General features: G+C 68.8%; 17 protein-coding genes. 7 read left to right on the forward strand and 10 right to left on the reverse strand.

Going from position 1 to position 23,815, the window contains the following annotated elements; translation table 11 throughout:
• Window positions 1-309 precede the first annotated feature (309 nt).
• Window positions 310-2,115 carry a DNA helicase RecQ gene (recQ, locus tag AN478_RS07835; RefSeq protein WP_054966059.1) on the reverse strand — a complete coding sequence of 602 codons (1,806 nt, stop codon included), beginning with the start codon at window positions 2,113-2,115 and terminating at the stop codon, window positions 310-312.
• Window positions 2,116-2,327: 212 nt separating this feature from the next.
• Between recQ and serS the strand changes: the two genes are divergently transcribed.
• Together serS and AN478_RS07845 are read left to right on the forward strand one after the other, a co-directional pair.
• Complete coding sequence (gene serS / locus AN478_RS07840) at window positions 2,328-3,608, forward strand: serine--tRNA ligase (RefSeq protein WP_054966060.1); 1,281 nt, start codon at window positions 2,328-2,330, stop codon at window positions 3,606-3,608.
• A 71-nt stretch (window positions 3,609-3,679) separates the two neighbouring features.
• Entirely contained in the window at window positions 3,680-4,072 is a 393-nt protein-coding gene (locus tag AN478_RS07845; protein WP_054966061.1) for a hypothetical protein, read from the forward strand.
• Here AN478_RS07845 and AN478_RS07850 read toward each other — a convergent pair.
• The 3 genes from AN478_RS07850 to AN478_RS07860 all read right to left on the reverse strand — a co-directional run bounded on the left by AN478_RS07850 (window position 4,059) and on the right by AN478_RS07860 (window position 5,409).
• Window positions 4,059-4,430, reverse strand: a complete 372-nt coding sequence (locus tag AN478_RS07850; protein ID WP_054966062.1) for a DsrE family protein — start codon at window positions 4,428-4,430, stop codon at window positions 4,059-4,061. The genes AN478_RS07845 and AN478_RS07850 overlap by 14 nt on opposite strands.
• Window positions 4,431-4,448: 18 nt before the next feature.
• Complete coding sequence (locus AN478_RS07855; protein WP_156344089.1) at window positions 4,449-4,631, reverse strand: hypothetical protein; 183 nt, start codon at window positions 4,629-4,631, stop codon at window positions 4,449-4,451.
• 103 nt (window positions 4,632-4,734) lie between these two features.
• Complete coding sequence (locus AN478_RS07860; protein WP_054966064.1) at window positions 4,735-5,409, reverse strand: Bax inhibitor-1/YccA family protein; 675 nt, start codon at window positions 5,407-5,409, stop codon at window positions 4,735-4,737.
• A 128-nt stretch (window positions 5,410-5,537) separates the two neighbouring features.
• Here AN478_RS07860 and AN478_RS07865 point away from each other — a divergent pair, with 128 nt between their 5' ends.
• Window positions 5,538-6,713, forward strand: coding sequence for a ChaN family lipoprotein (locus tag AN478_RS07865; RefSeq protein ID WP_054966065.1), 1,176 nt, complete (start codon window positions 5,538-5,540; stop codon window positions 6,711-6,713).
• On the opposite strand, the gene glgA is transcribed toward AN478_RS07865, so the two are convergent.
• A complete protein-coding gene (gene glgA, locus AN478_RS07870) occupies window positions 6,710-8,173 on the reverse strand; it encodes a glycogen synthase GlgA (protein ID WP_054966066.1) in 1,464 nt (487 codons plus the stop codon). The genes AN478_RS07865 and glgA overlap by 4 nt on opposite strands.
• Window positions 8,174-8,197: 24 nt before the next feature.
• A complete protein-coding gene (glgB, locus tag AN478_RS07875; protein WP_054966067.1) occupies window positions 8,198-10,384 on the reverse strand; it encodes a 1,4-alpha-glucan branching protein GlgB in 2,187 nt (728 codons plus the stop codon).
• A 140-nt stretch (window positions 10,385-10,524) separates the two neighbouring features.
• Here glgB and glgC point away from each other — a divergent pair, with 140 nt between their 5' ends.
• The 3 genes from glgC to malQ are packed head-to-tail and all read left to right on the forward strand — an operon-like array spanning window position 10,525 to window position 15,031.
• Complete coding sequence (gene glgC, locus AN478_RS07880; RefSeq protein WP_054966068.1) at window positions 10,525-11,826, forward strand: glucose-1-phosphate adenylyltransferase; 1,302 nt, start codon at window positions 10,525-10,527, stop codon at window positions 11,824-11,826.
• On the forward strand, window positions 11,816-13,528 hold the full coding sequence (locus tag AN478_RS07885) for a glycoside hydrolase family 57 protein (RefSeq protein WP_054966069.1): 1,713 nt from the start codon (window positions 11,816-11,818) through the stop codon (window positions 13,526-13,528). The genes glgC and AN478_RS07885 overlap by 11 nt, the downstream gene beginning before the upstream one ends.
• Before the next feature lie 24 nt (window positions 13,529-13,552).
• A complete protein-coding gene (malQ, locus tag AN478_RS07890) occupies window positions 13,553-15,031 on the forward strand; it encodes a 4-alpha-glucanotransferase (RefSeq protein WP_054966070.1) in 1,479 nt (492 codons plus the stop codon).
• A gap of 155 nt (window positions 15,032-15,186) precedes the next feature.
• Here the strand turns inward: malQ and glgP are convergent, their stop codons facing one another.
• From glgP to AN478_RS07910, 4 genes are all read right to left on the reverse strand, one after another.
• Entirely contained in the window at window positions 15,187-17,751 is a 2,565-nt protein-coding gene (glgP, locus tag AN478_RS07895; protein WP_054966071.1) for an alpha-glucan family phosphorylase, read from the reverse strand.
• A 104-nt stretch (window positions 17,752-17,855) separates the two neighbouring features.
• Window positions 17,856-19,901: a M1 family metallopeptidase gene (locus tag AN478_RS07900; protein WP_054966072.1), complete on the reverse strand. Its 2,046-nt coding sequence runs from the start codon at window positions 19,899-19,901 to the stop codon at window positions 17,856-17,858.
• On the reverse strand, window positions 19,898-20,077 hold the full coding sequence (locus tag AN478_RS07905; protein WP_054966073.1) for a DUF3330 domain-containing protein: 180 nt from the start codon (window positions 20,075-20,077) through the stop codon (window positions 19,898-19,900). The genes AN478_RS07900 and AN478_RS07905 overlap by 4 nt, the downstream gene beginning before the upstream one ends.
• A gap of 75 nt (window positions 20,078-20,152) precedes the next feature.
• Window positions 20,153-21,187: a lytic murein transglycosylase gene (locus AN478_RS07910; RefSeq protein ID WP_054966074.1), complete on the reverse strand. Its 1,035-nt coding sequence runs from the start codon at window positions 21,185-21,187 to the stop codon at window positions 20,153-20,155.
• A 183-nt stretch (window positions 21,188-21,370) separates the two neighbouring features.
• On the opposite strand from AN478_RS07910, the gene AN478_RS07915 reads away from it, so the two are divergent.
• Window positions 21,371-23,770 (forward strand): sucrose synthase, encoded by a 2,400-nt coding sequence (locus AN478_RS07915; RefSeq protein WP_054966075.1) that lies wholly within the window; start codon window positions 21,371-21,373, stop codon window positions 23,768-23,770.
• The last annotated feature ends 45 nt before the right edge of the window (window positions 23,771-23,815 follow it).

Below are 23,815 nucleotides of genomic sequence, written 5' to 3' on the forward strand. Positions count from 1 at the left end.
TGGTTGGACCCGTCCGGACCATGGGGTCCTGGATCCCGATCGTGGACCCGTCGGCCCATCGATTCCGGCGGCCGAACAAGGCCGTCCCGGGTCAGTGCGATGGCGCTGACGGGTGGAAGTGCGGAACTCCCCTGATAGCAGGGGGCCGCCGATGGTTTGCGGGTACCAGCCAAGAACGCGGGGAAGGACTTCTGCGGGTACGCCGGGCGGGGTGAAGCACTGCCGCCGTTACAAACACTGCCCGTATCCTATAACAGATCCGAGGGGCTGTCAGGGATTTTCCGGAGTCGGGGCGTTTTTTCGTCCCGGTTACCCGGCGTGCTCGCGCAGTACTGCCAGGAAATCCGCGGCGAACTCGTCGAGCTTGCGCTCGCCGACGCCGGATAGCTCGGCGAAGTGGCCCACGGAGGTGGGGCGCACCCGCACCATCTCCTGCAGGGTGGCGTCGTGGAAGACCATAAAGGGGGCCACGCCACGCTCCTCGGCCACCGCACGGCGGCAATCGCGCAAGGCCTCCCACAGGGCCTGATCGGTGGGGTCGGTGAAACTCACCGTCTGGCGCTTGTCGCCGGCGGGCTTGGCGGGTTTGGTCTCGCGGCGCAGGTGCAGGGCGGTCTCGCCGCGCAGCACGGGGCGACTGGCCTCGGTGAGGCGCAGGCCACCGTGGCCCTCGGCGTCCACGGCAAGCAGGCCGCGGGCGATGAGCTGGCGGTACACGCCGCGCCACTGGGTGGCATTGAGCTCGGTGCCGATGCCGAAGGTGGAGACCCGGTGGTGACCGAGCCGTTCCATGCGCTCATTGGTCTTGCCCAGCAGGACGTCGGTGAGGTAGCCGACGCCGAAGCGCTGGCCGGTGCGGTGCACGCAGGACAGGGCCTTCTGCGCCGCCACCGTGGCGTCCCAGGTCTCCGGGGGCTGGAGGCAGGTGTCGCAGTTGCCGCAGGGCTCGGCCAGCTCGTCGCCGAAGTAGCCGAGCAGGGCCTGCCGGCGGCAGGTGGTGAGCTCGCAGAGGCCGAGCATGGCCTCCAGCTTCTGGCGCTCCACTCGCTTGCGGGCCTCCTCGGCCTCCGAGCTGTCCACCATCTGGCGCAGGGTGATGACGTCCTGGAGGCCGTAGAGCATCCAGGCGTCGGCGGGCAGGCCGTCGCGCCCGGCGCGGCCGGTCTCCTGGTAGTAGGCCTCGATGCTCTTGGGCAGGTTGAGGTGGGCGACGAAGCGCACGTCGGGCTTGTCGATGCCCATGCCGAAGGCGATGGTGGCGACCACCACAACGCCCTCCTCGTTGACGAAGCGGCGCTGGTTCATCTCGCGCTCTTCGCCGGAGAGGCCGGCGTGGTAGGGCAGGGCGGTGACGCCGCGCTCGGCGAGCCAGGCCGCCACCTCGTCCACCCGCTTGCGGGAGAGGCAGTAGACGATGCCCGCCTCGCCGGGGTGCTCGCTCTGGATGAAGCGCAGCAGGCGCTCCCGGGGGCGGCCGTCGGCTTGGTCGATGCGGTAGCGGATATTGGGGCGGTCGAAGCCGCCGATGAACCACTGCGCCTCGCGCAGGCCGAGGCGGTCGGCGATCTCGCGCCGGGTGGGCTCGTCGGCGGTGGCGGTGAGGGCCACCGTGGGCACCCCGGGGAAGCGCTCCTTGAGCACCGCGAGCTGAATGTAGTCGGGGCGGAAGTCGTGGCCCCACTGGGAGACGCAGTGGGCCTCGTCGATGGCGAACAGCGCCAGGGGGGCACGTTCCAGCAGGGCCAGGGTACGCGGCGAGTTGAGCCGCTCCGGGGCGATGTACAGCAGGTCCAGCTCGCCGGCCACCAGCTCCGCCTCCACCCCCTGGGCTTCGGCGGGGTCCAGGGTGGAGTTCAGGTAGGCGGCCCGCACCCCGGCCTGGCGCAGCGCGGCCACCTGGTCGCCCATGAGGGCGATGAGCGGCGAGACCACCACGCCCACCCCATCCCGGGCGATGGACGGGATCTGGTAGCACAGGGACTTGCCGCCGCCGGTGGGCAGGATGACCAGGGCGTCGCCGCCGGCCATGAGCCGGTCGATGACCTCCCCCTGCAGGGGCCGGAAGTCCTCGTAGCCGAAGATGGTCTGCAGGACGTGGCGGGCGGGGTCGGCCATGCCTGGGTCGAATCCGGTGCCGGGTGTTGGGGGCGGCCCGTTATAGCCCAGGAGCCCGGAAACCTCAAGGACAGCGGTGGCCTGTCCGGGGGCGCCCACGCTTCCCAAAGCCCGGGTTCTCTGGCATCTTTCCTACCTTCGGGGCTCCCTCACGGCGGGGAGCCCCCAGCTTTTTCCCGCCCGAAAACCCTGCCCACAGCCCGAGGGAGCCCATGCTGGATCCGCACCTGCTGAGAGAGGACCCCGAAGGGGTCGCCGAGGCCCTCGCCAAGCGCGGTTACACCCTGGATGTGGCCGCCTGGCGCGAGCTGGAATCCCGCCGCAAGGAGCAGCAGACCCGGGTGGAGGAGCTGCAGGCGGAGCGCAAGCAGGTCTCCAAGGCGGTGGGGGAGGCCAAGAAGGCCGGCGACGAGGCGACAGCCGCCGAGCGCAAGGAACGTGGGGAGGCCATCGGCCGCGAGCTGGAGGAGCTGGACAACGCCTTCCAGGCCACCAAGGCGGAGCTGGAGGCGTGGCTGCTGGAGATGCCCAACCTGCCCGACCCGCAGGTGCCGGTGGGGGCTGACGAGAATGAGAACGCCGAGCTACGGCGCGTGGGTGAGCCGCCGGCCTTCGATTTCCCGGTGCAGGACCACGTGGACGTAGGAGCCGGCCTGGGCATCCTCGACGCCGAGGCGGGGGCCAACCTGGCCGGATCCCGCTTCACGGTGCTGCGCGGCGCCGGGGCGCGCCTGTCCCGGGCCCTGGGGCAGTTCATGATGGACCTGCAGACAGAGTTGCACGGCTACACGGAGATCGCCCCGCCGCTGCTCGCCCGGGACGACACCCTGCAAGGCACCGGGCAGCTCCCCAAGTTCGGCGACGACCTGTTCCAGACGCGGGAGGACGGGTTCTACCTGATCCCCACCGCCGAGGTGCCGCTGACCAACCTCCACCGGGAGTCCATCGTGGAGGAGGCCGACCTGCCGGGCCGCTACGTGGCCTGGACGCCGTGCTTCCGGCGCGAGGCGGGCTCCTACGGCAAGGATACCCGGGGCATGATCCGCCAGCACCAGTTCGACAAGGTGGAGCTGGTGCAGGTGGTCCACCCCGACCAGGGGCCGGCGGCGTGGGAGGCCATGTGCGGCCACGCCGAGGAGGTCCTGAGGCGCCTGGAGCTGCCCTACCGGGTGGTGGAGCTGTGTACCGGCGACCTGGGCTTCGCCGCGCGGCGCACCTACGACCTGGAGGTTTGGCTTCCGGCCCAGGAGACCTACCGGGAGATCAGCTCGGTGTCCTGGTGCCACGACTTCCAGGCGCGGCGCATGGGCGCGCGCTTCCGCCCCGATGGGGAGAAAAAGCCCCGGCTCGTGCACACCCTCAACGGATCCGGCGTGGCCATCGGCCGCGCCCTGGTGGCCCTGCTGGAGAACGGCCAGCAGGCCGACGGCTCGGTGCGGGTCCCCGAGGCCCTGCGCCCCTACCTGGGGGGCCAGGCCCTCATCGGCGGCTGACCACCCAGGAGCCGGGTCTCTGCCGCGAAAGGGCGGTGGACCCGGCTTCGGCAGAAAGGGAAGGGGAGGCGATGAACGAGGTGGGCAACCGCGGCCTGGCCTGGATCGCGGCATTGGCCGCCGCCGCCTTCGGCGCGGCCACCCTCCGGGCGGCCGGAACGGTGCTGTTCGGCCCGGAGACCGCCCGCGAGGCGGCGGGGGATTACGTCCCCTTCGTGGTCTGGTTCAATTTCCTGGCCGGGTTCCTCTACCTGGCCGGGGCAGCGGTCCTGGTCCTGCGCAGGAACTGGGCCCTGCCGCTGGCGGCAGGATTGGCCGCCGCCACCGCCCTGGTCCTTGTCGGCTTCGGGGTGCACGTGGCCCTGGGGGGCGCCTACGAAGTCCGCACGGCCGCGGCCCTGGGGGTCCGTACCCTGTTCTGGGCGGCGATGGCGCTGGTCGCCGCCAAGATCAGTAAGAGATGACCAGGTCCGCCTCGCCGGCCTCCTCGATCATCCAGGTGCCGCCCACCACGCCCGTGCACTCGGGAATCAGCTCTTCCTCGGCGATCCCCTGCGCGGCCAGCGATCCGGAGCAGACGTAGAGCTCGGCCCCCGCCTCCGCGGCATCGCGGATGAAATCGATGATGGGACGCCCGCCTTCCACGGCCGCCAGGTCGTCCGCCACCCCCGGCTTGAACAGGTTCACCGCCTCCATCTGCAGGGCCATCACCGTGCGGTACTCCAGGGTCGCGCCCACCGTGGCCATGTAGAAGGGGGTCGCGCAGCGCTCCGGGTTCTTCGCCGGGCTCGCCGTCATGAAGAAGAAAAGGGTCTCGTCCATGGGGTCCTCCGCAGCACGCTAGTTTCGCAGGAACAGGATCATGAGCAGGATGAAGCCCACCACGGCTGCCATGATCTTGACGAAGGTCCACCAATCCTCCCGGCTTCCGGAAGGGCTTTCCTCGGCCATGCGCTTCACTCCGGGGCCGAGGAATAGGACCACCGCCACCGCCAGGCCGATCAAGGCCAGCTGCTGCCACATGCCCATTGGATGCCTCGTCTTGTCGGGGGGTCGGCCGGAAGGAACCGGCCATGAAAAAGGCCCCATCCGCTGGATGGGGCCCGATACGCGCTAGGTGCGCGGTCTAGCGCTCCTGGCCAGCCACGGCCGCCAGGATGTGCAGCAGGCTCAGGAACAGGTTGAAGATGGCCACGAACAGGGAGACGGTGGCCATGATGTAGTTGGTCTCGCCGCCGTGGATGATCTGGCTGGTCTCCCACAGGATCAGCCCGGACATCAGCAGGATGAAGGCCCCGGATACCACCAGGGAGAGCACGGGCATGCTGAAGAGGGCCGCGGCCAGGCCGGCGAGGAATGCGACCATGATGCCCACGAAGATGAAGCCCCCGAGGAAGCTGAAGTCCTTCTTGGTGGTGACCGCGTAGCCGGACAGCCCGAGGAAGATGGCGCCGGTGCCGCCGAAGGCGGTCAGGACCAGCTGGGAGCCGTTGGCGAAGGCCTGGATGTACTGGCTGAGGATCGGCCCCAAGGTCAGCCCCATGAAGCCGGTCAGCGCGAACACGGCCGCCAGGCCCCAGATGCTGTTACGCAGGGCGTTGGTCAGGAACAGCAGGCCGAAGTAGCCCACCAGGGTCAGGATCATCCCGGGGTGGGGCAGGTTCATGGCCATGGACACACCGGCCGTGGCACCGCTGAACAGCAGCGTCATGGAGAGGAGCAGATAGGTGTTCCGGAGCACCTTGTTGGTCGCCAGGGCGCCGGCCGTCTGCTGCGCCACCGCGTACTGATTGCTTGCCATTATTGCGTTCGCCTCCGCTTACGGGATCATGGGGTTAGAAATAGCGTATTCGGTGAATGTCCGGGCGCAGAACGGGATTCTGCCCGGCCCGGAGTCGCCCTTCAACCCGTTCAGGAATGGGGCGTTTCATGCGCAGAATAACAGACCGAGGCCCCCTTTGGGCCGTCCTGTGGATCCTGGCCCTTCTCCACGCCGCGCCTTCTTTCGCCAGCGATCCGGAATGGAACGAAGGCCAGATTTTTCGACCGGCCAGCGGGGACCAGGTTCCCTTTGCCGACATGATCGACGACCTGTCCCGGGCGGATGTGGTGCTGGTGGGCGAGGAGCACGACAGCCGGGCCCACCACCGCCTCCAGGAGGCCGTTATCGCCGCGCTGCTCGGCCGGGGGCCCGTGGTGGTGGGGATGGAATCCTTCCCCTCCACCCGACAGGACGTCCTGGACGCCTGGTGGCGGGGGAAGACGGCCTCCTTTACCGATTTCCTGCAGGAGGTGCGCTGGTTCCAGGGATGGAGCATCGATCCGGGCCTCTATCGCGACATCCTGGAGATGGTCCGTATGCACCGGGCGCCCCTGCTCGGCATCAATGTCCCGCGGGAGTGGATTTCCCGGGTGGCTCGCGAGGGGCTGGATGCGCTGGGGGAGGAGCAGCGCCGCCGCATTGGGGAGGTGGCGGACCCGGCCGAGGAATACCGGGATGCCCTGCGCGAAAGCCTGGGGGAGCACGAATCCGGACATGGGGCCCGGGAGTTCATTGAGGCACAGACCGCGTGGGACGCCGCCATGGCAGGTGGTCTCCTCGACGGCCAGCGGGATCACCCGGAGGCGGTGGTCGTGGGGATCGCCGGCAAGGGCCATCTCCAGGGGGGATACGGCATCCCCCATCAGCTGCAGGCCCGGGATGCGGATCTGGAGGTGCGCACGGTGGTGCCCTACGATCCCGGGAACGAGGACCCGCCGCTGCGCGGGGACGCGGACTACGCCTGGCCCATGGACCCGGACCGGGCCTCGGATCCGGTCCGCATCGGGGCGCTCCTGGACGCTGAGGAGGAAGGGGAGGGCGTTGCCGTCAAGGATGTGCAGGAGGACTCCCCCGCGGATACGGCCGGCCTCCGGGCCGGCGACCGCATCCTGGCCGTGAACGGCGGGGAGGTGGAGGACACCACCATGCTGATCTACGCCGTCCGGCAGCAGCAGTGGGGCGGCAGCTTGCGGCTGCGGATCCGCCGGGAGGACGCGGAGCAAACCCTGAGCGTTCCGCTGGACGAGCCGGAGGAGGGGAGCGCCGGCGGTCACAGCGGCTAGGTGGGGACGGGCGCCTCCAGGGCCGTCCGGTACACCTCCACGTACTCGGCGGCGCTGCGTTCCCAGGTGAAGTCCTGCTCCATGCCCGCGGCCTGCATGCGTCGCCATCGGGGTCCGTCCCGGTAGAGCTTCAGGGCCCGGTCCACCGCGGCCGTCAGGGCGGCGGCCGTATCCCCGCTGAAGGCGATTCCCGTAGCCCGTCCGGCAGCCAGGGCGTCGGAGGTGGCGTCCACCACCGAATCGGCCAGCCCGCCCACCGCGCGCACCACGGGAACCGTCCCGTAGCGCAGGGCATAGAGCTGGTTGAGGCCGCAGGGCTCGAATCGGGAGGGCATGAGGAGCAGGTCGGCCCCCGCCTCCACGCGGTGGGCCAGGGCCTCGGAGAATCCCAGATGGATCCCCACCTTGCCGGGGTTGTACTCGGCGAGTCGCCGCAGGGCGGTCTCGTAGTAGCGGTCCCCGGTTCCCACTACGGCGAGCTGCGCCCCCCTGGCTAGAATGCCCCGCGCCGCCCCGAGGAGCAGGTCGATGCCCTTCTGATCCGCGAGGCGGGATACCACCCCGAGCAGGGGCGCCTCGGGGTCGGCCTCCAGGCCAAGCTCCCCCTGGAGCGCGGCCTTGACGTCCCGCTTGCCGGCGAGGTCCTCGCCGGAGAAGTGGGCGGGGAGGTAGGGGTCGGTGGTCGGATCCCAGGCGCGGTGATCGATGCCGTTAAGGATGCCGGTGAGGTCCGCGGCGCGTTGGCGGAACAGGCCCTGCAGCCCCCAGCCGTGCTCGGCGGTATGGATCTCCCGGGCGTAGGAGGGGGAGACGGTGGTCAGGCGATCGGCGAACACGGCCCCGCCCTTCATGAAGGACAGGTGGCCGTGGAACTCCAAAGCCTCCGGGTGCCAGAGCCAGGGGGGAAGGCCGAGCCCCTGGAAGGTGGCGTGGGGGAACAGGCCCTGGTAGGCGAGGTTGTGGATGGTGAAGACCGCGGCGGCGGGGATACGCTCCAGGAGCATGCGCACGGGGACCAGGCCGGTCTGCCAGTCGTTGCAGTGCACCACGTCGGGCCGCCAGTCCAGGCCCGCCCGATCCCCGGCGATCCCCGCCGCGGCCCGGGCAAGCCGGTGGAACCGGTCGGCGTTGTCGGGATGGGGCTCGCCGTCGGGGGCCAGGTAGGGGTTGCCGGGGCGATCGCTGAACCCCGGGGTGTCCAGCATCCAGACCGGCACGCCGCTGTCGGGCAGGCGGGCGGCCCGCAGACGGGCCTTCGGGCCCCCCGGCAGGCCGCGCCAGGCTTCCACCACCGGCAGGTTCCCGGCCCGGCGCAGGGCGTCGGCGTAGCCGGGCACCAGGACCCGGACGTCGTGGCCGAGCTCGTGCAAGGCGTGGGGCAGGCTGGCGGACACGTCCGCCAGGCCCCCAGTCTTGACGAAGGGGTGCACCTCGCTGGTTACGAAAAGGATCCTGAGCATGGGAGTGGCTGACCCTCCGCCGACCTAGTCCAGATCCGCGGGACGCAGGAGCACCGCCCCGAGAGGGGGGAGGGTCAGCGTGAGGGAGTACGGCCGGCCCATCCAGGGCTCCTCCACCGCGGTTACGCCCCCGCCGTTGCCCACGTCCGAGCCGCCGTAGAAGGCGGAATCGGAGCTCAGCAGTTCCCGGTAGGGTCCGCCGCGGGGCACCCCCAGCCGGAAGCCTTCCCGCGGTACCGGGGTGAAGTTGAAGGCCCCCACCACCAGGCGGTCGCCGTCCCGGCGCAGGAAGGACAGGGTCGACTGGTCGGCGTCGTGGCAGTCGATCCACTCGAAGCCCTGTTCCTGGAAGTCCTGGCCGTGCAGGGCCGGCTCCTCCCGGTGGAGGCGGTTGAGGTCCGCCACCAGGGACCGCAGCCCTTCGTGAGCACCGTACTGCAGCACCTCCCAGCTGAGCGCCCCCTCCTCGCTCCATTCCTCCCACTGCCCGAACTCGTTGCCCATAAACAGCAGCTTCTTGCCCGGATAGGCGTACATGTAGGCGTACAGGAGGCGCAGGTTGGCGAACTTCTGCCACTCGTCGCCGGGCATCTTGGCGATCATGGCGCCCTTACCGTGCACGACCTCATCGTGGCTGAAGGGGAGCACGAAGTTCTCCGTGAAGGCGTAGACCAGGCCGAAGGTGAGGTGGTCGTGGTGGTAGTGGCGGAAGATGGGATCCAGCGCCATGTATTCCAGGGTGTCGTGCATCCACCCCATGTTCCACTTCATGGAGAAGCCCAGGCCGCCCACGTAGGGGGGGCGGGTCACCTGGGGCCAGGAGGTGGATTCCTCGGCGATCACCAGCGCCCCGGGATGGCGCTCGTGGAGGACCCGGTTGACCTCCCGCAGGAAATCGATGGCCTCCAGGTTCTCCCGCCCGCCGTAGATGTTGGGCACCCAATCCTCGGCCCCGCGGGAGTAGTCGAGGTAGAGCATGGAGGCCACCGCGTCCACCCGCAGGCCGTCCACGTGGTATTCCTCCAGCCAGAAGAGGGCGGAGGAAAGGAGAAAGTTGCGGACCTCGGGACGGCCGTAGTTGAAGATCAGGGTCCCCCAGTCGCGGTGCTCGCCCCGGCGAGGATCCTCGTGCTCGTACAGGGCCGTGCCGTCGAACCGGGCCAGGGCGTGGGCGTCCTTGGGGAAATGGCCCGGCACCCAGTCCAGGAGCACGCCGATGCCGTGGCGGTGGCAGTAGTCCACGAAGTAGCGGAAGCCGTCCGGATCGCCGAACCGGCTGGTAGGGGCGTAGAAGCCGGTGGACTGATAGCCCCAGGAGGCGTCCAGGGGGTGCTCGGCCACGGGCATCAACTCCACGTGGGTGAAGCCGGTTTGGAGGACGTAGTCCACCAGGCGGTGGGCCAGCTCCCGGTAGTCCAGGAAGGAACCGTCGGCGGCCCGCGCCCAGGAGCCCAGGTGCACCTCATAGGTGGCCAGGGGTACCTGCAGCCAGTCCCGCTCGGCCCGGTCCCGCATCCAGTCTTCGTCTCCCCAGGCGTGCTCCGAGGGGGGCTCGACGATCCCGGCGGTGCCGGGGCGCAGCTCGAAGCGGCGGCCATAGGGATCGGCCTTGAGCAAGACCTCCCCGGTGGGGCCGCTGCGGATTTCGAACTTGTACAACGCCCCCGGCTGCAGGCCGGGGAGGAACAGCTCCCATACGCCGCTGTCCCCGCGGGCCCGCATGGGATGGCGCCGACCGTCCCACTGGTTGAAATCGCCCACCACGCTCACCCGCTCCGCGTTGGGCGCCCAGACGGCGAAGAGCACGCCCTCCACGCCGTCGGCCTCATGGACATGCGCCCCAAGGAAACGTTGGGCGTGCCAGTGACGGCCCTCGGCGAACAGGTGCAGGTCGAAGTCGGCGATCCGGGGCCCGAAGGTGTAGGGGTCCACCAGGCCGTGCTCCCCGCCTTCGGAATCGATCCAGCGCAACCGGTGGTGTGCGGGCAGGTGGGAGGCGGGGTTGCGGAGCTCGAAGAGGTCGGTCTCGGGGATCCGGTGCAGCTCCTCGCCGCTGTCCTCCAGAAGCACTTGGCGGGCCCCGGGGAGCAGGGCGCGGACCACCTCCTCCGGGCCTTCCCGGTGGCGGCCGAGCACGGCGAAGGGATCCGAATGGCGGGCCTCCATCAGCTCGCGGAAGGCGGGATCGAGGGCGGAGGAATCCTGGGGCATGGCCGACCTGTCATCGGGTTGCGGAAGTGTGGGCGCAAGGGGCCTTGGACGGCCGAAGCGGACAATGGTTAAGTGGGACTACAGGCCCACTGTAACGCACCTTTTGGCCGCCTGGGCCAGGGACCGCCCGCGGGAGCACCATGAACGATCACCAGCGCGCCACCGATCCCCTCCGGGAACCGCCCGAAAACCCCCGGTTCGTCAGCCGGCTCACCAAGGAAACCCTGGCCCTCATCATGGCCGGGGGCCGCGGCTCCCGGCTGGGCCGCCTGACCCTGTGGCGGGCCAAGCCGGCCACGCCCTTCGGCGGGAAGTTCCGCATCATCGATTTCCCCCTGTCCAATTGCATGAACTCGGGAATCCGGCGCGTGGGCGTCCTCACCCAGTACAAGGCGCATTCGCTGATCCGCCACGTGCAGAAGGGCTGGAACTTCCTCCGGGGGGAGTTCAACGAGTTCGTCGAGCTGCTCCCCGCGCAGCAACGGATCACCACTTCTTGGTATCAGGGAACCGCGGACGCCGTCTATCAGAATCTGGACATTATCCGCGGACACAATCCGCAATTCGTCCTGATCCTGGCCGGGGACCACATCTACAAGATGGACTACGGCGCCATGATCGCCCGGCACGTGGAAAGCGGGGCGGACATGACCGTGGCCTGCCTCGAGGTGCCGCGGGAGACGGCCAAGGCCTACGGGGTCATGGCCACCGACGAGTCGGGGCGGGTGGAGCGGTTCACCGAGAAGCCCGAGGAGCCGGATCCGGTCCCCGGCCGCGAGGACGTGGCGTTGGCCTCCATGGGGGTCTACGTCTTCAACACCCAGTTCCTGTACGAGCAGCTGATCCAGGACGCCGACGACACCTACTCGGCCCACGATTTCGGCAAGGACATCATCCCGCGCGTTATCGAGACCCACCAGGTGATGGCCTATCCCTTCCGCGATACGGAGACGGGGGGGCAGGCGTACTGGCGGGACGTGGGCACCATCGACGCCTTCTGGTCCGCCAACCTGGAGCTCATCGGGGTCACCCCGGAGCTGAACCTGTACGACCAGGACTGGCCCATCTGGACCTATCAGGAGCAGCTGCCGCCGGCCAAGTTCATATTCGACGACGAGGACCGCCGCGGCATGGCCGTGGACTCCATGGTCTCGGGGGGCTGCATCATCTCCGGGGGGGTGGTGCGCCATTCCCTGCTGTTCTCCAACGTGTACGTGCACGCCCGGGCCTACGTGAAGGATTCCGTGATCCTTCCGGACGTCGAGGTGGGAGCGGGGGCCGTGGTGAAGCGGGCGGTGGTGGACCGTGGCTGCCGTATCCCCGAGGGGATGGTTATCGGCGAGGACCCGGAGATCGACGCCGAGCGCTTCGACGTGACCCCCGGGGGAGTGGTCCTGGTCACGCCGGAAATGCTGGGGATGGAACTGCATCATGTCCGATGAACGGCCCCTGAAGGTGGTCCTGTGCTGGCACATGCACCAGCCGCAATACCTGGACCCCGAGTCCGGGAGCTATCAGCTCCCCTGGACCTATCTGCACGCCATCAAGGACTACGTGGACATGGCCGCCCACCTCGAGGCGGTCCCCGGGGCCCGGGCGGTGGTCAATTTCGCCCCCATCCTCCTGGAACAGCTGGCGGGCTACGCCGAGCAGATCCGGGCCCACCTCCGGGAAGGGGCGCCCATCCACGATCCCCTGCTGGCGGCCCTGGACAGCCCGGTCCCGCCGGCGGGAAGCGAAGAGCGCCTCGGCCTGATCCGGGACTGCACCCGGGCCAACCGGGAGAACCTGGTCGAGCGCTTTCCGGCCTTCCGGCGGCTCGTGGACATGGCCGAATGGCTGGAGGAGGACCCCGAGGCCCTGCTGTACATCGACGACCAGTTCATCGCCGATCTCCTGACCTGGTACCACCTGGCGTGGATGGGGGAGACGGTCCGCCGCGAGGATCCCCGCATCCGGGGTCTGCAGGAAAAGGCCGCGGGGTTCACCGTGGAGGACCGCCGGCACCTGCTGTCCATCATCGGGGAGCTGATCGAATCGGTCCCGGAGCGCTACCGGCGCCTGGCCAAGAACGGCCAGGTCGAGCTCTCGGTGACCCCCTACGCCCACCCCATCGTCCCTCTGCTTCTGGACTTTCAGTCCGCCCGGGAGGCCCTTCCCGACAGCCCCCTCCCCGAAAAGGACGGCTATCCCGGCGGCAGCGAGCGGGCCCGATGGCACCTCCGCGAAGGGATCGAAACCTTCCGCCGGCATTTCGGGCTCACCCCGGAAGGATGCTGGCCCTCGGAGGGGGCGGTTTCCGCCGGCACCCTCCGGCTGCTGGGCGAGCTTGGCTTCGCCTGGGCGGCCACGGGGGAGGGCGTGCTCGGCCACAGCCTGGGGGAGGCCTACGGGAAGTACGGCGCCGATCCCGCCACCAACCTCTGCTACCCCTATCGCATCCAGCAGTCCGAAACGGCCTGCTTTTTCCGCGACGACGAGCTGTCCGACCTGATCGGCTTCCAGTATTCGGACTGGCACGCCGATGACGCCGTGGAGGACCTGATTTACCGCCTGGAGGGGATCGCGGAGGCCACGGCGGACCACCCCGAGCCCCTGGTACCCATCATCCTCGACGGGGAGAACGCCTGGGAGCACTACCCGGAGAACGGCTACTATTTCCTCTCCGGCCTCTACAGCCGTCTGGCGGAGCACCCTGGGATCCAGCTGACCACCTTCCGGGGGGCCCTGGACGGGGGGGTGCGGGCGAACCGGCTGGACCGCCTGGTGGCGGGAAGCTGGGTCTACGGGACGCTGTCCACCTGGATCGGCGACAAGGACAAGAACCGGGGCTGGGAGATGCTGGTGGAGGCCAAGGAGGCCTACGACCGATGCGTGGCGGAGGGCCGGCTTGACGGCGACGCCGTGCGGGAGGCCACCCAGCAGCTCGCGACCTGCGAGGGATCCGACTGGTTCTGGTGGTTTGGGGACTACAACCCGGCGGAGGTGGTGCGGGACTTCGAGCGGCTCTTCCGGCTGCACCTGAGCCGCCTCTACCGCCGGTTGGGGGAGACGCCTCCCGAGTACCTGGCCCACTCCTTCGCCCACGGCAGCGGACAGCCCGCCCACGGCGGGGTCATGCGTCCCGGCCGCGCCGCCGATTAGCACCCGGAGTCGGAAGGATACCCCATGGCAGCCCTGAGCGGCCCCGGAGCCCACCGGCGAAGCGGCGTGCTGCTGCACCCCACCTCCCTGCCCGGCGGGGCCGGTAACGGGGACCTCGGCACCGAGGCCTACCGGTTCGCGGATTTCCTGGCCGAGGCGGGCTTTTCCCTCTGGCAGACCCTGCCGCTGGGCCCCACCCACGAGGACGGCTCCCCCTACCAGTGCCTGTCCGCCCACGCCGGCAACCCTCTGCTGGTGGCCCTGGAGCCGCTCCGCGAACGGGGTTGGATCGAGGCGCCCCCGGAGCTACCCGCCGGGGCCGATCCGTCCGCCTATCGCTGGGAGGCCCTGCAGCGGGCCCACGCCGGCTTCGAGGAGCGGGCCCACGCCGCGGAGCGGGAGGCCCTGGCGGCATTCTGCCGGGAGCAGGCTCACTGGCTGGAGGATTTCGCCCTGTTCATGGCCCTGCGCGCGGGCAGCCCGCGGCCCTGGTGGGAATGGCCCCGGCCGCTGCGTGACCGGGAGGAGGCGGCCCTCGCCGAGGCCCGGAGGGAGCGGGCCGGGGAGGTCGCGTTCCACCGGTTCGTGCAATGGCGCTTCTTCGAGCAGTGGCGGGACCTGAAAGGGTACGCCAACGAGCGGGGAATCGCCCTGTTCGGCGACCTGCCCATCTTCGTGGCCCACGACAGCGCCGAGGTGTGGGCGCACCGCGAGTACTTTGACCTGGACGCCGAGGGCCGGACGGCCACCGTGGCCGGAGTTCCCCCGGACTACTTCTCCGAGACGGGGCAGTACTGGGGGAACCCCCATTACCGCTGGGAGCGTCTGGCGGCGGACGGTTACGGCTGGTGGATCGAGCGGATGCGCACCCAACTGGAGCTGTTCGACTGGGTGCGGATCGACCATTTTCGGGGGTTCGCGGCCTTCTGGGAGGTCCCGGAGGGACAGGCGGCTACGGAGGGCCGCTGGGTCCCCGGACCGGGGGAGGAGCTGTTCCGGGCTCTGCGAAAGGCCCTGGGAGACCTGCCGCTGGTGGCCGAGGACCTGGGGGTGATCACCGAGGACGTTGACGCGCTGCGCGAGGCCTTCGGTCTGCCCGGGATGAAGATCCTACAGTTCGCCTTCGGCGGCGGGGCGGAGAACCCCTACCTGCCCCACCATCACCGGCCGGATTTCGTGGTCTATACCGGGACCCACGACAATAACACCACACTCGGTTGGTGGGAGGAGGACATCCAAGAAGATGTCCGGGAAGAGGTTCGGGATTACCTGGGCCACCCCGGTGAATCCATGCCCTGGCCGCTGATCCGCGCCGCCCTGGCCTCGGTGGCCAGTACCGCCGTCCTGCCAATGCAGGACCTTTTGGCCCTGGATGGGCGGCACCGCATGAACCAGCCGGCCACGGTGGAGGGAAACTGGCAATGGCGGTTCCGGTGGGAATGGGCCCCAACGGGGCTCGCCGGCCGGTTACGCGAGCTCAATGCCCTGTACGACCGGTTGTAGGAGGCTGTCCCCGGAAAGGGTATTGACAAATCGGGGATGTCGCTTAAAAGTGACAGCAACGGGCTGCGGCCTCCCCAACTTCCCCCAGCAGGGACGCATGCATAAAGGGGTGGGGAGGCCGCCTTTGGTTGTCCCGGTCCGGCGCAGTTCCCTTCTTACAGCCAGCGCATGTGCCCGGTCTCATGGAGATGGGCCAGGGCGGGGTGGTAGGGGTACATGCGCAACTTGTAGTACTGGAGCCCCGGCAGGGTGGGCTCCAGGGCCAGATGGAACAGGGTGGCCCCGTCCGGTCCCGGCTCCTCCAGGGGCACCAGCCCATGGCGCTCGCGGGCTTCGAAGTCGCCCAGGTCGTCGGCGCGGCCCACCAGGCATTCCACCCGGACGTCCTCCGGGGACAGCCCGTTCAGCTGCACCGCCACGGTGATGGGCAGACTGTCCCCACTCGTCAGCTCCTCCCGGACGTCGTCCAGACGTTCCACGCGCACCTGATCCCAGGCCTGATCGACGCGGCGTTTCCAGCGGGCCAGGTCTTGGGCCGGTTCGCCCCCGGCTCGCGCCAACCGTCGCTGCTGCCGGCTCGCCGGCCCGTAGAAGTCGCGCACGTAGTCCATAAGCATGCGCTGGGCGTTGAAGCGGGGAATCTGGGACTTGATGGCGTTCTTGGACATCCGCACCCATTCCTCGCTGTACCCATGGCCGTTGCGCCGGTAGTACTTGGGGACCACCTGGTCCTCCAGGAGCTCCAGGAGCTCCTTGGCCTCCTCCCGGTTGCGGTAGTCGCTGCTCATCTCCGGGTCGTGGGGGGTGATGGCCCAGCCGTTCTCGCCGTTGTAGCCCTCCCCCCACCAGCCGTCGAGCACCGACAGGTTCAGACCGCCGTTGATGCCCGCCTTCTGACCCGAGGTGCCGCTCGCTTCCTTGGGATACTCCGGGGTGTTGAGCCAGACGTCCACCCCGGTAACCAGCTTGCGCGCCAGGGCCATGTCGTAGCCCTCCAGGAGCACGATCTTGCCCTCGAACTCGGGCCGGCGGGAGAACTCGTGGATGACCCGGATGAGGTGCTGGCCGGGCTGATCGCTGGGGTGGGCCTTGCCGGCGAACAGGAAGAGCACGGGCCGGCGGGCGTCGTTGACCAGCCGGGCCAGGCGGTCGGGGTCGGTGAACAGCAGGGTGGCCCGCTTGTAGGTGGCGAAGCGCCGGGCGAAGCCGATGGTGAGCACGTCGGTGCGGTCCGGGTGGAGCTGCTCGGTGAGCCGCTCGATCTGGGCCTGGGTGGCGCCGTTACGGCGGTGCTGGTGGATGAGCCGCTGGCGGGCCTCGGCGAACAGCTCGGCCTTCAGAGAGTGGCGCACGCTCCAGAAGCTGTGGTCCTGGATGCGGTCGATGCCCTCCCAGAAGCCCTCGTTGAGCAGCTCGCTGCGCCATTGGCCGCCGAAGTGGAGGTCGAAGAAGCTGACCCACTCGCGGGCCAGGAAGGTGGGTACGTGGACCCCGTTGGTGACGTACCCGATGGGATTCTCCCCCCGGGGGATCTCCGGCCAGATGTAGCCCTCCATCTCGGAGGCCACCCGGCCGTGAATGCGGCTGACCCCGTTCTGGTACCGGGAGGTGCGCATGGCGAGGGCGGTCATGTTGAAGCCGCCGTCCTGGGAGGCATCCTGGCCCAGCGCCAGAAGCCACTCCATGCCCGTTCCCAGCTCCTCTTCGGCGTAGGGGCCGAAATAGGTGCCCATGAGGTCGGGCGAGAAGATGTCGTGGCCGGCGGAGACCGGGGTGTGGGTGGTGAACACTGTGGCGTTGGCCGTCCGCTCCAGGGCGGTGTCCAGGTCCTGGCCCTGGGCGACGTATTCGCGGCAGCGCTCCAGGGCCTGGAAGGCGGCGTGGCCCTCGTTGACATGCCACACGGTTGGGCGTAGGCCCAGGGCGCGCAGCGCGCGGACGCCCCCGATGCCCAGCACGATCTCCTGCTGGATCCGCACGGTGGCGTCGCCGCCGTACAGCTGGTAGGTGATGGCCCGGTCCTGCTCGGCGTTGTCAGGGAGGTCCGTGTCCAGGAGGTAGACCGCCACATGGCCAAGGCGGGCCCTCCAGATCCGCACCCACGCCTCCCGGCCGGGGAAGGGGAGCGGAACCCGGACCTCCTCGCCGTCCTCGTCCCGCACCGGCTCGATGGGCAGGTCATCGAAGTCGGTGGGGTTGTAGTGGGCCACCTGGTTGCCTTCGGCATCCACCGTCTGCACGAAGTAGCCCTGGCGGTAGAGGATGCCCACCGCCACCATGGGCAGGTGCATGTCGCTGGCCGCCTTGACCAGATCGCCGGCCAGGATGCCCAGGCCCCCGGAGTACAGGGGCATGCTCTCGTGGAAGCCGAACTCCGCGCAGAAGTAGGCCACCAGGTCCTTGTCCTGGTTCAGGTGTTCCTGGAGCTCGGGTCGCATGGGCTCCTTGTAGTAGCTGTCGAAGCTGGAGAGGACCCGGTTGTACTCCTCCAGGAAGACCCGGTCGCGGGCCGCCTGCTCCAGGCGGTTCTGGCTGACCCGGCGAAGGAAGACCTTGGGGTTGTGGCTGCACTCCTCCCAGAGCACGTGGTCGAGCTGGTAGAAGAGTCCCCGGATCCGGCGATCCCAGGTGTATTTCAGGTCATTGGCCAGCTCCCCGAGGCGGCAGAGGCTTTCGGGGAGGCGCGGCTGCACTTCGAGGCGATAGCGGGTTCCGGGCATGTATCGGGGTACCTGACGGACGGGAAAAGGAGTACTTGGGACTTCCTGGGGAAGGAGTATATGGGTCCAAAGGTCGAGGCAAATACGGACGGACCCCTAGGGGATCAACCCGGATCCCCCGATGAGTCCTTGGCCCCATCCAGGGTGCGCGTCAGGGGTTTGTCGGGAACGGGCCAGCGGCCCTTGGCCACGTTGCGGCCGTTCCGGAAGGCCAGCCACCCGTAGCTGCCGTAATGGGACAGCGCTCGGGCGAGGGCCTTCAGGTCCCCCGGAGAATCAGCGGCGATCAGCAGGGTGGGGGAGGCCTGCGGATCCTCGCGCCCCACCAGCACCATGGTGGTGGCCTCCGCCGGGAAATCGGGCAGGGGTCGGCGCCCGTCCACGGCCTCCCACGCGGCGGGCAGCTCCCCCGGGGGAACCACGCGGATGGAGGCTCCCCCCTTCTCCCCATCCTCCACCCGGGAGTCCTCCGGCCACAAGGCGCGGGCCAGGGCGCTTAGAGCAGCCTCCCATTCCTTGCCCCGAGATTGGGCCGGTAGGCGGAGCCCGCCGCCTTCGGAGGCCATGACGGCCGACAGCCGCGGGGGAACCTCCGACGCGGACAGGGACCGGAAGACCCGGTAATCGGGGTCCACGGCCACCCGGGTGACGGCGGGTCCGGGAACGGTCCAACGGAAGCTCTGCTCCGCACGGGTGAGGGACACCGTTTCCTTACGGACGGTGCCGTCCGCCCGGTGGATGTGCACGGGAAGACGCAGCGGGTAGGGCGGCTCCTCCTGGGCCAGGGTCAGCTCCAGCTCCCCGCCTTCGGAGCGAAGGCCCGCGATGCGGGGGCGCGGCGCCCCGGGACGGTCGAGCCAGGCCCGGAAGAAGGCGTCCAGATCCTGCTCGCCGGCCTGCTCGAAGGCGCGCTGGAGGTCCGCCCACGAGGCACGCTGGTATTTGTGCTGGCGGAGGAAGCGCCGCAGGGCCGCGTCGAAAGGGGCGTCGCCCAGCCGGTCCCGCAGCATGATCCAGAGGAAGGCGGCCTTGTTGTATCCCCGGGTGCGGGAGGCCTGGTCCACCCGCGCCTGGAAATCGCGCAGGGCCGGGGCGGGTTCGCCGCGATGGTAGCTGGCGTAGTCCTGCAGCCAGCGGAGCCGCAATTCCCGGGCCGCTTCCTTGGAGTCCCGGGCCCGGAGGCGGTAATCGGCGCCATAGGTGGTCAGCCCTTCCGCCCAGTTGCCGCTGGCGGGGTCCACGTAGACGCCGTTGCCCCACCAGCTGTGCAGGATCTCATGGGGCAGGGACTGCTCGCGGATGAAGCCCATGGGGAGGATCCGGCGCCCCAGGTAGGCGATGCCGGGGAAGCCGAAGCCGGCCGGCCATGGGCTGCTGACCACCGTGAACCCGGTGTGGGGATACGGTCCGTAGCGCTCCTGGAAGCGTTGCAGGTGGCCGGCGGTGGCCGCCAGGAAGGGGTCGGCGAGCTCCTCCAGATCGGGCGGCAAGGAGGTGGCCACCGCGATCCCGTCTTCGGTGGTATCCCGCCGGAACCGGTGCGGACCCCCAACCAGCACCGCCCCCTCGGCGGGCTGTCCCATCCGGAAGCGGACGGTACGGGTATCCCCCTCTGTGGTCTCGTCCGTCCGGTGGCCGGGTGCGGTAAGCCGGAGCTCCCGCGGGGCGGTAACGGTAAGGCGGTAGGTGTGGAGGTCCTGCCCGGTGCGGGGATACCAGAAGCCTCCCCCGAGGTAGACTCCCTCCGGGGTGACGCGCGGGCCGAAGCCCGGGCCCTGGCCGCCGCCCCCGGGCCGAGCCTCCCCGGGCAGGGTCCCTGAATAGCGGACCTCCACCGCATGGCGGCCCGGCTCCAGGGCCCGGCTGCTTTGCCATCGGGCGGACTCCCCGCTCGTACGGGATCCCTCGTGCGGCGAGCCGTTCACCGTCACGGACTCCACTTCCAGATCGGGATGCAGCCGGAAGGCGAGGGGGCCACTCCCCGACCACCGGAAGCGATCGACACCGCGGACCCGGTGGGTGTCCGGCTGGACTTCCAGCTGGATGCGATGGTCGTGCGTGGAATCGGTGTCCCCGAGCACCGGAGGAGAGCCGAGGGCGCAGACCAGTACGAGCCCGGTCCGCCATGCTCCCCGGCCGGCGGGCGTCATTCGCCGGATTCCTCCTCCTTGGCCTCGTCCGCCCAGCGGTCGTAGCAATCCAGCCCGCAGAAGTAGAGCACGTAGTCGCTGCCCTCCATGCTCTTGGCGTCGTCATGGGGAACCTCCGCCATGCACACTTCGCAGGATACTTTGGCTGGTTCCATGGAATCGTTCCGCTCGCTCATGGTGCGCTCCTCTCTCCGATTCCCGGGTTGAGCCCTTGGCCCTCTATATTAGGGCAGACAACGGGGACGGTCCGGTTATCCCTCCCGGGCCTCTTCCTGGAGCCGATGGGCCCGGTTGGCGATCTGTAGCACCCCCAGGGCGTAGTCCGACGAATAGTTGTAGCGCATGATCGCACGGACATAGGTTGCCACGTAATTGATATTGGGGATATCCGAGCGCACCTTGTCGAAGCGCCGCAGTCGCTGGCCGTCGGCATTGCTGGCGGCGGCGAAGCTGGCATTGCCCTCGTCGAAGTCCAGCCAAGCCTCGACGATCTCATCGAGATTCTCCAGGCGCTGGAAGTCCAGCATCCGGTCCGGCCAGCCGAATTTGTTCCGGAGCAGGTTGGCCGCGGAGAGGATAGCGTCGGGGAGCCGGGAGAGGTCCGGCGGGCCCTCCCCGGCACTTACGGCGTGGTCCAGGTTGGACGGCAGGAACTGGGGGATGCCCACCGCCCCGGCGTAGCTCGCCGGGACGGAGGTTTCGGCGAGGGAGATCCCCTGGCGCTGGGCGTAGAGGACCAGGGCCACCAGCTGCTCTTCGGCCATGTCCAGGAGGCGCGGGACGCGGCGCTGCAGCCGGCGTGGAGCGTCCGGGCCCACGGTCAGTCCGTCGAGAAGGCTGTTGAATACGGTGAAGGCGTCGTGATCGAAGGCGTCGTAGCGGCCCAGGGCGCTCTCCTTCAAGAGGATGGCCCCGATGATCTCCTTGCGGATGCCGTATTCCTTTTCCATCCGCTCGTACACGGAGGCATGCTCCCGGAAGCTCTCCACCAGCAGGTTGGCCTCGTAGACGTAACGCTTGTTGGCCTGGCGCTCCCGCTCCTTGTGCTTAGGGATCTCGGAGATGTCCGTGCGCAGCCGGACGGCCTTTTCATCGCGACGGGCCGCCTTTTGCGAGCTGAACAGGGCCTGGATGCGTTCCGGGGAGACGCCGCGGTCGATGAGGCGGCTGAACAGCACCCGGTAGCGATCGGGATGCTCGAATTGACGGGCGGTGGCCTCCAGGTCGGCCGCCCCGGCCAGGGCGGGGGTCAGTCCGAAAAGCAGTAGGGTGACGATTCTGAGCACGGCGTAACCTCGGTAACCAGCAAAGAATTCCCTGTCCGGCCTGAAATGGTGCAGGCTGGAAAAAGGAAACGGGTTTGGAGCCAGTCCGGACGGGGTGGCAATCTGTCCATCTGGGCTGTCACGGCGCCACGTGGGCGCAAAGGTGGGTGAACGGTGAATTCCTGGCTCGGAAGAAAACCTGCGGTGGAGGCGCTTCCCCAATATCTGCACGAGCAGCGGGAGGACGTCTACCTGCTCCTGCGGCATTACCTGAGCCTGGACCGTTCCTTGCTGCTGCATTCGGACCTCTGGGACGAGCTGCTGCGGTTCTCCGAGGAAACGGTACCGGGTATGGAGAACACCCCCCTGGGCTGCCTAATCGCCGTCGCTCAGGAGGCGGTGCTGGAGGCCCCCTGGATCTGTTTCTCCATCCGTCCCTCCATCGCCACCTGGGAGTACCTGCGCTTCCACGTGGAGGAAGTAGAGTTCGAGCCCATCTCCGTGTCGGAGTTCCTCAAGTTCAAGGAGCGCCAGGTGACCCGGCGGGACCCCGAGGAGGACTGGACCCTGGAGGTGGACCTGGGACCCTTCTCCCGCGAGTTCCCCAAGCTGCAGGAAACGCGCTCCATCGGCCGCGGGGTAGAGTTCCTCAACCGGCGCCTCTCCAGCCAGCTCTTCCAGAGCCTGAACGGGGGGGACCAGAGCCTGCTGCGCTTCCTGCGCCTCCACCAGTACCGCGGCCAGCAGTTGATGCTGAACGGGGGTATCCAGAGCCTCGACGAGCTGCGCTCCGCGCTGCGCTACGCCGAGGTCTACCTGGCCCGGGCCGACCAGCGCGCCCCCTGGAGCGAGGTGGAGCCCCATCTCCGGGAGCTCGGCTTCGAGCCGGGTTGGGGCCGGGAGGTCGCCCGCATCCGCGATACCCTTCACCTGCTCTCCGACATCCTGGAGGCCCCGGAGCCCGCCACCCTGGAGCGGTTCCTGGGCCGCATCCCCATGATCTTCAGCCTGGCGGTAATCTCTCCCCACGGCTTCTTCGGCCAGTCCAACGTCCTCGGTAAGCCGGATACCGGGGGGCAAGTGGTCTACATTCTTGACCAGGTCCGGGCCCTGGAGTCGGAGATGCGGCAACGCATCTGGGAGCAGGGCCTGGACATCGAGCCCAAGATCCGCATCCTCACCCGGCTTATTCCCGAGGCGGAGGGCACCACCTGCGACCAGCACCGCGAGCACGTGCTGGGGACCAAGTATACCCACATCCTGCGGGTGCCGTTCCGCACCGAACAGGGCGAGGTGGTGCCGCATTGGATCTCCCGCTTCGAGGTGTGGCCCTACCTGGAGCGCTTCACGGTGGAAGCGGAGAAGGAGCTCCTCGCCGACCTCGGCGGGCGCCCCGATCTGGTCATCGGTAACTATTCCGACGGCAACCTCGTGGCCACCCTGCTGGCGCAGCGTCTCCACGTGACCCAGTGCAACATCGCCCACGCCCTGGAGAAGGCCAAGCACCTCTATTCGGACCTGTTCTGGGCCGACAACGAGGGGGAGTACCATTTCTCGGCCCAGTTCACGGCGGACCTGATCGGCATGAACGCGGCGGATTTCATCATAACCTCCACCTACCAGGAGATCGCCGGGGATGCCGAGACCATGGGGCAGTACGAAAGTTATGAATCGTTTACCATGCCCGGTTTGTACCGCGTCCTGAACGGCATGGACATCTACGATCCAAAGTTCAACATCGTCTCGCCAGGCGCCGACCCGGAGGTGTACTTCCCGTATACGGAGGAGGGGCGGCGTCTCACGGGCCTCCACGAGGAGATCGCGGACCTGGTCTACGGCGGGGAGCGCTCCGATGCCCGCGGCCGCTTCCTGGACCCCGACAAGCCGGTACTGTTTACCCTGGCCCGGCTTGATCGCATCAAGAACATCACCGGGCTGGTGGAATGGTTCGGGGCGAGCCCCCGGCTCCGCAAGGGGGCCAACCTTCTGGTGATCGCCGGCCACGTGGATGCGGGGAAGTCGGTGAACTGGGAGGAGCGGGCACAGATCGAGCGCATGCACGGGCTCATGGACACCTACCGCCTGGACGGCGAGGTGCGCTGGCTGGGCACCCACCTGGACAAGAACCTGGCGGGGGAGTTGTACCGCTTCATCGCCGATCGCCGCGGGGCCTTCGTGCAGCCGGCCCTGTTCGAGGCCTTCGGCCTCACGGTGATCGAGGCCATGACCTCCGGTCTGCCCACCTTCGCCACCTCCTACGGGGGGCCGCTGGAGATCATCGAGGACGGGGTGTCGGGCTTCCACATCAACCCCAACCACGGGGACCAATCGGCGGAGACCATGGCGGACTTCCTCGAGCGCTGCGCCGCCGATCCCGGGCACTGGGAGCGGGTCTCCCGGGCCGCGGTGGAGCGGGTGCGTGCCCGGTACACCTGGGAACTGTACGCCGAGCGGATGATGACCCTGTCCCGCATCTACGGCTTCTGGAAGTACGTCACCAACCTGGAGCGTGATGAGACCCGGCGCTACCTGGAAATGTTCTATGGGCTGCAGTTCCGTCCCCTGGCGCGGAAGGTGGGGGAATCCGGTGGGCGCGAGGGATAGCTGGGATCCGGTAAAAAGGGGGGATCCGATGGAGACATGGAGTGA

The sequence above is a fragment of the Thiohalorhabdus denitrificans genome (assembly GCF_001399755.1).
Taxonomy (GTDB): Bacteria; Pseudomonadota; Gammaproteobacteria; order Thiohalorhabdales; family Thiohalorhabdaceae; genus Thiohalorhabdus; species Thiohalorhabdus denitrificans.